This is a genomic window from Aeromonas sp. CA23 (assembly GCF_002587065.1).
In the GTDB taxonomy this organism is placed as follows: domain Bacteria; phylum Pseudomonadota; class Gammaproteobacteria; order Enterobacterales; family Aeromonadaceae; genus Aeromonas; species Aeromonas bestiarum.
In genome coordinates this window covers 3,188,050-3,200,919 of the sequence record NZ_CP023818.1, presented here as the reverse complement: position 1 = coordinate 3,200,919, position 12,870 = coordinate 3,188,050, and the positions used below count along the sequence as shown (strand labels likewise).

The following is a 12,870-nucleotide window of genomic DNA, read 5'->3' as shown; positions in this document are numbered from 1 at the left end:
CTACTTGACCGGGATAGTACCGATAGCATCGGCATTCTTATTCAACTTGGTGATCTGAATCACCTCACCAGACTCATCGACGATCATCAACCAAGATTCATATTTTTGTTTTCTGATATCCGCCAATAGCTTTTTATCTGCTATTTCATCCGGTAATCGCCTTTCTATCCACAAATTGCTCATCTGCTTGCCCGACCCCTTGGTCATCGACAACAACTGGGTGCTCTTGGTGCCATCCTCGTCGATATACTCCCCCCCTGCCGTCCGAAACTTGGTCTCGGTCACCACGTAGGGAGGCGGAGGATTGGTGTTCTTGTAGATACCATCGATGCCCCGCCCTCTGGGCTTGTCATTCAGGCTACGTACCCGGCGATGTTCTGGCAACAGGTTCTCGAACTTGTGATTTGCCATCCAGTTGTCGCTGATGATCTCGCCATAAATCCCTTTCTTGGAGCGGCTCAGGATCTTGAGATCCACTTTGACGACATCATCCGGCAGCGGGTGGATAACGGTGCCACCGGGCACGGCCTTGTAACCAGGGGAATGCTTGACCGCCTCTTTCTCCAATCCCGCGGCAATCTCATCGAGGGATTTGAGCACGGGCCCCATGGCAGCAGGCAACATCTGACCTGCCTGTGACTGCATTTGCAGCACCAGGCGCTGGGATTGTTCCAGCCAGATCCTGACCGATGCTGGTGCCAATCCTTTTACCTTGCCGATCAAACTGGTCAGCGATCTGACGGCATCGTCCAGATAGCCCAGCAGCACGCTGACAGCGATCTGCCCTCTCAACCCCCTGATCTGACCGGCAAATCCTTTCAGAACCTTGTCGAGGCGCGAGATACCCAGCACTTTCTTGACCTTGGGGTCACTGAGAAACGTCAACACGGGTACCATGGCGGGTCTGATCGCCTTGGTGGCATCACCGCCCGCCTTACGGACAAACAGGAAGATGATTTTCAACACCCCCTTGAGCGCAGAACCCAGTGACGGGATCAGACCTATCAGGGTAAAGCTGAGGAAAACCCATTTCTCCGGCTGCTTGGGATCACGGGAAATATCCCGGGCATTGGCAATAAGGTCGCGACAATCCAACACCTGATCGACCACGGGAATAAGACCCAACACCGCATTGGCGGCGATTTGTCCCGCACTTTGGTTGGGATTGAAATCCCCCTGGAGGGCCTCCCAAATCCACTGCAGGCTGGAAGCAACCCCCTTCTTTACCGCCTCTGCACTTTGTTTGACATAGGCAGCGCCGCCGGACACAGCTTTATCCAGGTGGTCATAGAGCTGCTCAAACAGATCGTTACCGAACATATCAGCCCTCGTCACTCAGACTGTCGAGATGGCCGGTGAGGGCCGAGATGGGCTCACGGGGCAAATCGACAAAGTTGTCCTGCACGTCATAGCTCACAGAAGCAGTACCAGCGGGCACCTCCTCAAGCAGCGCCATACCTTCACCGTCCAGAGTGCCCTCCCTCACAGAGCCATCGCTCAACACAGCTTTATAGGGGGTCCCTGCCAAGGGCATCAGTTCGGAGTCGAGGTGATAGAACTTCATCCAGTGTTTATTTGGGGCATCCAACATTTCCTCTAAACTCTTGGGGATCTGGCCCGCCCAACCGGAGCCGGAGCCTGGACTGCCGCCCGAGTTCATCTTGATGGTGGGGCCGACCAGAGTGACGCCACCGCCATCGACCTTGATGAAACAGCCACCGACCTTGACGGTAATTTCAGAGCCCGCCTCCAGCACCACCTTGGCACCCGCCTTGACATGCACCTCCTGCCCCGCCTGGGTAAGCCAGCTCTGACCGAGTTTTTGATGCATGGACGCATCCACAGTCAGCGAGTAGTCAGCCTTGATATGATCCCGCTTCTCCCCTTCAACGGTCAGATGGTCGTTGCCTAGACTGGGCGGTGCCCCCTCCTCACCCGGCACCTTTCTGACGCGAGTGACCCGCTCATTGTCGATATCGGTGTGCTGGTCGTGCTTGATGTGCCAGGCCGCATCGTTCTCGATGAGTACGTTTAGATCTTTCTGACCGTGGATGTAAATCTCTTCCTTGCCCGCCTGGTCTTCGAAGCGCAGCTCGTTGAACCCTTCACCCTGATGGGTCTCGGTGCGCAGCACGGTACGGGTCTTGTTGACCGGCAACTCGTAGGGTGGCCGGTTGGTGGCGTGGAAGGTGCGACCGGTGACGATGGGCTGGTCCGGGTCCCCTTCCAGAAATGAGACGATAACTTCATGGCCGATGCGCGGAATCGCCATCATGCCGTATTGGCCGCCGGCCCAGCCTTGGGATACACGCACCCAGCAGGAGCTCTGGTCGTTGGAGCTGCCGTATCTGTCCCACGGGAACTGTAGTTTGACCCGGCCATGTTCATCGCAGTAAATCTCCTCCCCTTCGGGGCCGACCACCACGGCGATTTGCGGGCCGTCCACCATCGGCTTGTAAGGCGCCTGTGGGCTGCCGATGCGCGCCCGCCAGCTGGTGCTGGCTTTGACCACCGCAAATTCGTTGTGGTAGACGGTCGGGCCGCTGCCCCCCTCCTCTTCCAGCGCCTGCGGCTGCAAGCCGGTGTGCTGGATACGCACGATTTGCCAGTCGGTGTTGAGGCTGCCGTTGGGATGTTCGGTCAGCGAGAAGCTCTGCCCTGGCAGCAGGGCTGCGCTGTTGGACTTGCCACTGCCCGCCACGGCATCATTGCGAAGGGCATCGAGTCGGTGCTGGGCAAACGCCTTGCCACTACCGTCCTGCTTGTAACGGCCCGGGAAGTCGAAGTGCTGATAGGTGCCCCGCTGGTGTTCCAGCTCTGCCCCCACCTTCTTGTGGGAGAGGCCATAGGCCGGGGTCTTGAAGCTGTAGTCTTTGAGCTCCACGTCGCTGGGTCGCACCGCCTCGCGGTAGTGAAACTGGCGCACATAGGGGCCCTGCTCCAGCGAGCGGTTGCCGAGGTTGAAGAAGAGCGCGGGGCCGGCGGTCAGGGCCGCCGCATCGTCGGCAAAGACGATGCGGTGTTTGCCGGCGTCGAATTCATGGAAGTAGAAGAGCCCCTCTTCGGCGGCGAGCCGGTTGACGAAATCGAGGTCGGTCTCGCGGTACTGCACGCAGTATTCCCGCTGGGCGTGCTCGTTTTTCAGCGCAAAGGCGTAGTCTGTGATGCCGTGCTCTTGCAACAGGACGGAGAGGATTTCGTCAGGCTTTTGCGCCTGGAAGATGCGCGAATTGTGGCGAAGCGAGAGCCGCCACAGCGCCGGCTGTACCATGAGCTGATAGCGGGTACGGCGAAAACCGCTGTCCCCTTGTGCAAAATCACTCACTACCCCGCACACCCGGCGCTGCAGCTCGCCGTTGTACCACACTATCAGCTCGCACGGCTGGTCCAGCACGGCACCGAAGTCGACATCGGGCTCGGGGCTCGCCAATTCCAAACGCAGCTGGAAAGGCCCGTTCAGCGCCTCTTCCAGCACAAACTCGGCCACAACGAAGGTGCTCTCGAGCAGTGCCCCCACCTTGACGGTAAATTGTAATCCTGTGCTGTCTGCCATCGGTGAGCGCCCCTGAGATGTCATGCGGCCCCTCATATTCGGGAGCCATTCAAACCGAGTGAGAGATCCGCCATCGCCCCGGCGTTGCTGACACCATGGCTACCGCACGCCCTTGACGGCGTGCGGCAAGACGTGAACTCGTCTTTTTTCTTGTGCCCGCTTTTGCAGAGCAAACGGAAACAAGAAAAAATCGCTGGGATGGAAACGTGGATAGAAGGCCGCGGGAGATGCCCGTCAAACACGCAGATGGCAAAAGGGCACCGCAAGCAGTGCCCTTGTGTATACGGTTACGCTTCGATCGGAGCGCGCCAGTCGTCCGCACCCGAGGTGCCGGCCACTGTATGTTCCCAGTCAATCTTGCGATAGGCCAGGGAGACCTGGATCAGCTGGGTGAAGTCGGACTTCGCCGGATCCTGGCAGTGCGGCATCTGGCAGTCGATGTCGACTATGGTGGCATCGGTCAGCACAGTGCTGAAGAAGTGCTCCTGTTTGCCTTCAACCGAGGTGCGGTACCACTTCAGGGTTACTTTCGGCAGCATCTCGCCGGAGGCCAGGGAGTTGTACATCAGCGGCACGGACTTGTTCAGGGCGACGGTGAACTTGAACGGCTTGTGGACGCGCTGGCCGGCAGGCTGACCGGATTGCGGATCGGTCGGCACTGTGACGACGTGTTGGAACTCTTGCACCAGCATCTCGTCTTCGTGGCCTTGCACGAAGATGTTGCCGACGGAGTCGGAGGTGAAGGCACCGGCGGTGATGTTGCCCTGAGTCTTACCTTCGATGCTGATATAACATGGAGTTGGCATGGGTATGCTCCTGATAGATTGGTGAAATGAGATAGCACTCGACCAAACCCTTAGCAGTGACCATGCCAAACATTTTTTAACTTATAAAACATATAGTTAAAGACAAGCTACACGCCATTCTCACCGACGAAGCGCAATTAGTTGCGCGATTGGAATATATCCCTGCCAAATATTGCACCCTTGGCACTTATAGCTAAATAGGGCGCAACTTGTTGCTCATGACAGAACTTACACCTGCCATAGAGCACACTCATCCATCACAGTGTCGCAAATGAATTGAAGGATGAAGCAAGATGGGCGCCCCCGAAGACCGCCGTCCGGGTTCAGGCGGGAGGAGAGATGAGTGGGAAGAAAAGCAATGGATGCCATGTCAAAGCAAACACCCCGAGCACTCGGATTGCTCGGGGTGTTGCCATGCATGAGATGACAAGGCGCTTTGCCACTGGGTGGTGCCCTGCCAGATGAAGGACATTGCGCCTGACGAAAGATTCTGGGTGAATGCGGCCCGCGAGGAAACGCTGGCCTGATAACAAAAAAACCGACCATAGGGTCGGTTTTGGTGGCATTCGGCCAGGATGCGCTCACCATCAGCGGGATCTCGCCCAACTGACAGCTTCGGCGGCATGGCTGGGCCTATCTGCTTGTCGAGCCCGGAGACGTGTTGCACCAGCAAGCACTGGAAAAACAAAAGGGCCTGTCTTTCGACAGGCCCTTTTGCTTTATTTGGCGGTGAGGGAGGGATTCGAACCCTCGATACGTTGCCGTATACACACTTTCCAGGCGTGCTCCTTCAGCCACTCGGACACCTCACCAAATTTTCTCTCACATTTTCAGGTGCCTGAGTTGCACCATCGCTTGCGGACCATGCCGCGGCGACGGGGCGTAATGTAAGGGATGCGGTGTCCTGGGGTCAACGCAATTTTGCGGCTTTCAGTCTGTTTGCTCAAGAACCGAGCCAACTGCGCAAAATCTTGTCACCCCAGCCCTTCTTTGATCAGGTTGCCGGCTGTTCGTGGCTGTGTTCGCCTTTCAATGCCTCTTCCAGCGAGCCATAAAACTCCAGCTGACCGGGTACGGGACGCACCTTGGCCCGCGCCAGGGTCTTCAGCGGCTGAAACTGCAATTCGGCGACCCGCAATTGCACCCCGGCCTTGGCCATCTGCTTCTCAAACTGCAGGAAGGCGGAGAGGCCCCCCGCATCCAGAATGGAAACGGCCTCCATCTGCAATACCAGCAGCTTGTGTCCCTTGACCTGGGCGACCAGCTCGCCAAAGACCCGCTCGGCGGCGGCGAAGAACAGGGGACCGTTGATCTTGTAGAGCAAGGCGTCTGCCGGCACTTCGTGGGCATAGCGCTTGTGATCCGCCAGATCGTGCAGCCTGGTCATCTTGGCGATTTCACGCATGAACAGGAGTGACGCCAGGATCACCCCGAAGGTGATGGCAATCACCATGTCGAAGATGACTGTGAGCGAGAGGCAGACCACCAACACCAGCACATCGGACTTGGGCGCGCGACGCACCAGCTCCACCACCTTGTGCGCCTCGCTCATGTTCCAGGCGACGATCAGCAGCAGCGCGGCCATGGCCGAGAGCGGCAACCAGGAGAGCCAGGGCGCCAGCACCAGAATGGCCGCCAGCACCACCAGGGCATGGATGATGCCGGAGACAGGCGACGTCGCCCCGGCCCGCACGTTGGCGGCGGAACGGGCAATCGCGGCAGTTGCCGTGATGCCGCCGAAGAAGGGCGCCAGTATGTTGCCCAGCCCCTGCCCCACCAGCTCGGCGTTGGAGCTGTGCTTGCGCCCCGTCATGCCATCGAGCACCACGGCGCAGAGCAAGGATTCGATGGCTCCCAGCATGGCCATGGAGAAGGCTGCCGGCAGCAGCCGCTGAATGGCAGCCAGGTTCCACTCAACCGGAGCCCCATCCGGCCCGGGCAGGGCCCATGGCATCACCAGAGTCGGGGCTATGGGCGGGATCCCCATGCCCTGAGTACCATCGGCAAGGGTATAACTGAACTTGCTGCCGATGGTGGCCACATCGACCCCGAAATAGTGCAGACCGAACCCCAGCCCCACCCCCACCAGCACGGCGGGCAGGTGACCTGGAACCGGCAACCGCAGCCGTGGCCAGAGCAGCAGCACGGCCAGGGTCGCAACCCCGACCAGCGTATCCCCCCATTGCCAGCTTGGCAGGGCTGACGCCAGCGCCTCGACCTTGCCTATGTAGGTTTCCGGCATCTCGGGCACATGCAGGCCAAAGAAGTCCTTGATCTGCAAAGTGGCGATCACGATGGCGATACCACCGGTAAAGCCCAGAGTCACAGAGGGCGGAATGTACTCGATAAGGCGTCCAAGCCGGGCCATGCCCATGGCCACCAGAAAGAAACCCGAGATCAGGGTCGCCATCAAGAGGCCACCCACGCCAAATTGCTGGGCCACCGGATAGAGGATCACCACGAAGGCGGCGGTCGGCCCCGAGATGGAGAAGCGGGAGCCACCGGTCACGGCGATGACGATGCCGGCTATGATGGCGGTGTAGAGACCGTGTTGTGGCGGCACGCCACTGGCAATGGCCAGCGCCATGGCCAGCGGAATGGCGATGATGCCGACCGTGATGCCGGCGATCAGATCGCGGCCAAAGCGGGGAAGGCTGTAGGGTTCATCAATACAGGATTGGCGTAAAGCAATGGCCAGCTTCACGCTTTGCAAAGGAGCTTGGTTGTGCATGTATATCGTAATACCAGAAGAGGGAGACAAAGGCCGGATTGAACCGGCGCCCGATCATCATCAAGGGCCGGCAGAGCTGTCGACACGGCGATGGTATCCTGAGCAACCATACCCCAGCCGATGAAATATTTCGATGGGCGGGATCAATGAATGGCCGTTACCACGCAAAATTGCCGTTTATTGTCCACATATCGCCGCCTTTTCTCACCATTACGCCGAACTTTCACTTCGCCTGCTAACTAAATCCTGACGCATCCACATCGCTCACCTTATCCGTCACGCCTCTCCCTGAGTCAGGGCTCCAGTTCTCCGGCGTGCGGCGCCACTGTCACCCGCCGTTCAGCAAGCCTGCCGTGTGACTCGCCATCGAGGGCGGCCTGCTCCCGGCCAGCCGCTAATGTGCCAAAACGAAAAAGTGACAGGCAAAACGCCGTCTCAAGCTGCTGATTGTGCTGAAAATAGTCCACAACGACCAAGTTTTGGGCAAACGGGCCGAAATTCCATTTTTTGCATCGGGTCGCGGGTTGACACCCGGCCGACAGGCTATTAATATCCGCACCGTCTCAACGAGACAGGCAATTCCTCCTTAGTTCAGTCGGTAGAACGGCGGACTGTTAATCCGTATGTCACTGGTTCAAGTCCAGTAGGAGGAGCCAATTCCCTCGTAGTTCAGTCGGTAGAACGGCGGACTGTTAATCCGTATGTCACAGGTTCAAGTCCTGTCGAGGGAGCCATCTTCTAAAGCCCAGCCTTTTGGCTGGGCTTTTTGCATTCTGCCGTCCGGCTCGCGCTGCCCGCCATCACGGGTTGTGAGCGACGGGGATCCCCCTGACCACCATTTCGCGCCATAATCAGCGCAACCTCACCTTCTTCAGGAGTTTTCATGCGCCGTTTCAACTTCATGCTCAATGGCAGCCGCTTGATGATGTTTCCCTTTTATGTGTCCATTCTGGTCTGCGTGGCCCTGTTGATGGTGAAGTTCGCCATGCAGCTTTATGCCCTGTGCATCGACATCGTGGACATTCACTACATGGACCTCATCACTGGGGTGCTGACCCTGGTGGACTTCATACTGGTAGCCCAGATGCTGATCCTGGTGGCCATCTGCGGCTATGTGCAGTTCATTCAAACCCAGGAGCAGCGCGAGGCACTCGGCAACAACTGGCTCAGCAAGATCAACTTCGCCTCCTTGAAACTCATCGTCATCAACTCTCTGGTCACCATCGCCGGGATCGAGGTACTCAAGGCCTTCCTGGATGACGGGGTCGGCAACGAGGTGGAGATGAAGTGGTCTGTGATAGTGTTTCTCGCCTTCTCCACCGCGGCGCTCATCTACGCCATCACGGAACGGCTGGCGGATCACAAATGACCCAACCCTGTTTTCATTCAGGATTTATTCATCAAGAGCGGAATTGATAACTCTTTTCATTACCTTTACTGCATTGTAAACTTGCTCCCCCGGGCTGGACTGCCCGGGCGCTGGAGCACCTATGACAAGCCTTTCCCTCTCACCACGACACTGCTGGCAGTGGCTGGCCTATCACCATCAGGCCGCCGAGGGCTCCCTCTATCTGATGTTCTTCTCCGGCTTGCTGCTGTGGGAACCGTTGACCCCGCTCTGGTCGCTGGCACGCTGGAATCTGTTTCTGCATGTGATGCTCTCGCTCACCCTGTTCCCCCTGCTGTTTGGCGCCTTCTGGCTCTCCCATCGCAGCCTGCTGAACAAGAGCCGCAAACCTTTCTTGCGCACCACGGGGCGCATCATCGAAGGTCTGCTGCTGGTTTGTCTTGGCAGCGGTTTGCTGCTGATCCTGCATGGCACCCCGGGCGACACCCTGGGCTCGCTGAGCAGCTGGGCCCACTGGCTGAGCGCTCTAGCGTTGACTCCTCTGGTGCTGCGCCACGCCTGGCGCTGGACCATTCTGAAATGGCGTTCCTGATCCCATGCTGAAGTTGCTGTTTTCCTGCCTGCTCACCACAGCACTGCTGCTGGGTACCCATACTGCCGCGGCCCAGCAGATGGGCGCGGCCATGATCGCCTATGACGAGGGCGAGACCCATCGCCTCGTCACCGCCAACCTGAGCGCAGGATCTGTCACTCTGCTGGCACGAGACAACGGCAAGCGGCTCAAAGAGGCCCGCTTTGGCGGTGATCTGCGCCAGTTGGCCCGCGCAGGCGACGGCACCCTGCTGGTCACCGATTACAGCGGCGATCGGTTGCTGCTGCTGGATGAGGATCTCGACCTTGCGAAGGTGATCCCCACCGGCCATAGACCCTATGGGGTCATCTTCGATCCCAAGCGGCAGTGGTTCTGGGTCACGCTGTTTGAGGCAGGCCGCCTGCAGGCCTACGACACCTCAGGCAGACTGCAGCTGGATGCGGCCAGTGCCGAAACCCCGCGCGGGCTGGCGCTGACCAACGACGACCGCCTGCTGCTCACCCACGCCATGACGGGCCAGCTCGCCATCTATGATCTCGGCAAGCTCGAGAGCGGAGCCAACGGCACCACCCTGCCCAAGCCGCACCTGATCACGTTGGCCGAGACCCACAGCGATACGCCGAGCGACTCCCAGGGCTTGCCGCGCCTGCTCGATGGCATCACTATCTCCCCCGATGGCAGCGAAGCCTGGCTGCCACATGTGCTGTGGAGTTTCGACCACCCCTTCCAGTTTCAGAGCACCGTCTTTCCGGCCGTCTCCATCATAAATCTCGATGAGGAGAAAGAGCGGGTAGATGAAAGAAAGCAGCTCTTTTTGCAGATCAACCTGCCGAGCGTCGGCAACCGCAGCCAGATCGTCTCCAACCCGTTCGCGGCGCGCTTCGCCGCCGACGGCAAGCGGATCTACCTGACCCTGGCGGGCTCGGAGGATCTGCTGGTGTTCGACCTGTCGCGCAGCGGCAAGCAGAACAGCAACCGCCACCGCCGCAAGAAGTTTCAGGGGGGCGCCAAGGCGACCCAGCTCCTTCGCCATCTGCCGGGCCAGAATCCGCGGGATCTGCTGATCGATGGCGACCACCTACTGGTGCACAACGCCATGGGGCAGGATCTCACCCGTCTCAACACCGGCGGCAGCGGCCCCTTCGCCCGGGTCACCGTCGATCAGCCGCACTTCGCCAAACTGGTGGAGACGGATCCCCGCCCCGAGGCGCTCAAGCGCGGCGAGCGGCTGTTCAACTTGGGCAACACAGCTTCCAACTCACGCTTCCCCATGGCGGGGGACAACTGGATGAGCTGCAACTCCTGCCATCTGGACGGGTTCAACTTCACCAACCGCTATCTGATGGCCGCCCATCGCCAGCAGAGCAGCGATAACGCCATCAATGGTCACGCCAACCTCGCCAACATGGTGGCGGGGGACTTTATCGGCGAATACCTGCGCATGACCCAGCAGACCCAGGGCGGCATGGGCCATGACACCCGCGATGGCGCCGAGGCAGTTGACCCCGCCAGGCCCCAGCCCGAGGTGAAGGCCATGATGGAAGACTTGCACGCCTTCGTGACCGCCGATGGCAACCTCCCCTATCTCGCCAACTGGCTGCGGCTCGATGCCCCGCGCACGGATCCGGCCAAGGCGCCGACCACCCATCCCAAGGAGTGGCTCAACTCCGCCTCCTGCCAGAACTGCCACCAGCAAGCGTTCCAGGATTGGAGCGAGAGCAACCACAGGCTGATGGGCAACTCCCACCCCTACTACAAGGTGGTGCAGGCGTTGGCCCGCCAGACCGAGGGCGAAGCGTTCGGCCAGTGGTGCCAGGGCTGCCACATGCCCCAGCAGGTGATGAACGGCCAGCAGGATCTGCCCAAGGGCTCCCATATGTTCGAGCAGGGCGGCGCCTCGCTGATCGCGGCCCACCAGAAAGGCGAGCCCGTGGTGGAAGAAGGCACAAGCTGCGTGCTCTGCCATCGCATCACCCGGCTCGAGGATGCCGGTGGCAACAGCGCCTTTACCGTGAATTTGAAAGACCGCGAGAGCTATGTGTTCGAGGATGCCGCCGGCGGCAGCCTCAAGCACTGGCTGGCCGAGCGGCAGATCAACGCGCGCCCCGCCATGCACAAGGCTTCCTACCAGAAGGATTTCTACCGCGATGCGGCCCTGTGCAAATCCTGCCACAACGAGTTTGCCCCGGGCACAGGCGCCAATATCGTCAACACCTGGGATGAGTGGGAGAATTCCAGCTTCGCCAAGGCGGACGATCCCGCCAAGCTGCGCAGCTGCATCGACTGTCACATGAACCCGGAGCCGGGGAATGGCGGCGCACCGGTGGCCGGCCAGTCCACCGAAAACGGCACAGTGAAAGAGCGGCTCTATCGCCACAACTTCACCGGCGCCCAGCATCAGCTGGTGGGACTGCGCAACCCTGAACTCGAGCAAGAGAGCCTGGCGCTGTTGCGATCCAGCGCGACGCTCTCCGCCCGCATCGAAGGGGCTGCCGATCGCCGCCAACTGGTGGTGCGGGTTGCCAATACCGGCGCGGGCCACGCCCTGCCCACCGGGGTCGCCGATTTTCGCGAGCTCTGGCTGGAGCTGACCGTCACCGACGCCAGCGGCAAGCGGGTGCTCAAAAGCGGCCAGCCGGTGGCTGGCGCCGTGCCCGAGGACGCGCGGCTGTTCAGAAAGGTGTTCGGCGATGCCGACGGCAAGCCGGTGGGGCTCAAGTTCTGGCGTTACGCCAAGCTGCTGGCGGATACCCGCATCCCGGCCGATGGCTGGCGCGATGAAGCCTGGCCTCTGCCGGCGGATGCCCGTGGGCCCTTCCAGGCCGACATCAAACTCAATTTCCGCACCTACCCCAAGTGGGTCAATGATGCGGTGCGCGCCGCCGAGCCGAGCCTCCCGGAGCCACCCATAGTGCTGCTCAACCGGTTGCAACTCACCTTGCAACCCACCTCCCCTACGCCTGACACGGAGCCTGAATCCTGATGTTTGCAAGTTTTCTCATTACCCTGCGCGAGGGGCTGGAAGCCTTTCTGCTGGTGGGCATCTGCCTCTCCTATCTCGCCAAGCTGGGGGCGAGCCGTTACAACAAGTTCATCTATCTGGGGGTGGGGTTGGGCCTCGTCGCCTCTCTGGTGGTGGCCTTCCTGTTCCAGGTGGTGGTGAGCCAGTTCGAGAGCGAGCGCTACAACCACCTGCTGATGGCGGGGATCCTGATCTTCGCCACTCTGGTGCTCACCTACATGGCGGTCTGGATGCAGAAGCAGGCCAAGTCCCAGGTCGGGGCCATGACGGCGCGCATCGATGCGGCCATCGATGGCGGCAACCTCTTTGGCCTGGTGCTGCTCGCCTTCCTCGCCGTGATGCGCGAGGGCTTTGAAACCGTGCTCTTCTTCTCGGCCCTGGTCTACTCAGGGCAAGGGGTGGATCTGCACGAGGGACTGATGGGGGCGCTGGGCGGACTGCTGATCTCTGTGGTGCTGGTTTGGGGCCTGCTGCGCTCCACCCGCAAGGTGGCGCTGGCCCCTTTCTTCCGCTGGACCGGCCTGCTCATCATCATCATAGCCGCAGGCCTGCTGTCGTCCGCCGTCAACATGTTGCAGGCGGCGGGGGTCATCACCCTCTGGACGACGCCGGTATTCAACATCAGTCACATTCTCGACGATCAGGGGGTATTCGGTACCTTCCTGCGCGCCCTGTTTGGCTACAATGCCTCACCGGCCGGCTTGCAGTTGCTGACCTGGGCCAGCTACCTGGTGATCTTCGTCACCATCTGGCATCGCAACTATCGCCACAAAGTCCAGGGGTAAGCCCGCCTCTTTGCGAGATATGAATACGGCAAG

At 60.0% G+C, this 12,870-nt stretch carries 8 protein-coding genes and 3 tRNA genes; 6 read left to right on the top strand and 5 right to left on the bottom strand.

The genetic code is table 11. The annotated features are described in order from the left end of the window. The 5 genes from CK910_RS14995 to dauA form a co-directional block, all read right to left on the bottom strand. On the bottom strand, positions 1–1,320 hold the full coding sequence (locus CK910_RS14995; protein WP_098983846.1) for a hypothetical protein: 1,320 nt from the start codon (positions 1,318–1,320) through the stop codon (positions 1–3). A gap of 1 nt (position 1,321) precedes the next feature. Beyond that, on the bottom strand, positions 1,322–3,553 hold the full coding sequence (tssI, locus tag CK910_RS14990) for a type VI secretion system Vgr family protein (protein ID WP_098983845.1): 2,232 nt from the start codon (positions 3,551–3,553) through the stop codon (positions 1,322–1,324). A gap of 287 nt (positions 3,554–3,840) precedes the next feature. After that, the gene (gene hcp1, locus CK910_RS14985) at positions 3,841–4,359 is read right to left on the bottom strand and encodes a type VI secretion system effector Hcp1 (protein WP_043141097.1); all 519 of its coding nucleotides are present in this window, start codon (positions 4,357–4,359) and stop codon (positions 3,841–3,843) included. A gap of 724 nt (positions 4,360–5,083) precedes the next feature. After that, a tRNA-Ser gene (locus CK910_RS14980) sits at positions 5,084–5,171 on the bottom strand. 182 nt (positions 5,172–5,353) lie between these two features. Further along, the gene (dauA, locus tag CK910_RS14975; RefSeq protein ID WP_098983844.1) at positions 5,354–7,090 is read right to left on the bottom strand and encodes a C4-dicarboxylic acid transporter DauA; all 1,737 of its coding nucleotides are present in this window, start codon (positions 7,088–7,090) and stop codon (positions 5,354–5,356) included. 580 nt (positions 7,091–7,670) lie between these two features. Here dauA and CK910_RS14965 point away from each other — a divergent pair. From CK910_RS14965 to CK910_RS14940, 6 genes are all read left to right on the top strand, one after another. Beyond that, positions 7,671–7,746: transfer RNA gene (locus CK910_RS14965), tRNA-Asn, on the top strand. A 2-nt stretch (positions 7,747–7,748) separates the two neighbouring features. Continuing rightward, positions 7,749–7,824, top strand: a tRNA-Asn gene (locus CK910_RS14960). Positions 7,825–7,973: 149 nt separating this feature from the next. Beyond that, the gene (locus tag CK910_RS14955) at positions 7,974–8,459 is read left to right on the top strand and encodes a YqhA family protein (RefSeq protein ID WP_043141101.1); all 486 of its coding nucleotides are present in this window, start codon (positions 7,974–7,976) and stop codon (positions 8,457–8,459) included. A gap of 121 nt (positions 8,460–8,580) precedes the next feature. Further along, a complete protein-coding gene (locus tag CK910_RS14950) occupies positions 8,581–9,030 on the top strand; it encodes a hypothetical protein (protein WP_098983842.1) in 450 nt (149 codons plus the stop codon). Between the two features lie 4 nt (positions 9,031–9,034). Next, positions 9,035–12,013, top strand: a complete 2,979-nt coding sequence (locus tag CK910_RS14945; protein ID WP_172955329.1) for a hypothetical protein — start codon at positions 9,035–9,037, stop codon at positions 12,011–12,013. Continuing rightward, positions 12,013–12,837: an FTR1 family iron permease gene (locus tag CK910_RS14940; protein ID WP_098983841.1), complete on the top strand. Its 825-nt coding sequence runs from the start codon at positions 12,013–12,015 to the stop codon at positions 12,835–12,837. The genes CK910_RS14945 and CK910_RS14940 overlap by 1 nt, the downstream gene beginning before the upstream one ends. Positions 12,838–12,870: the final 33 nt, after the last annotated feature.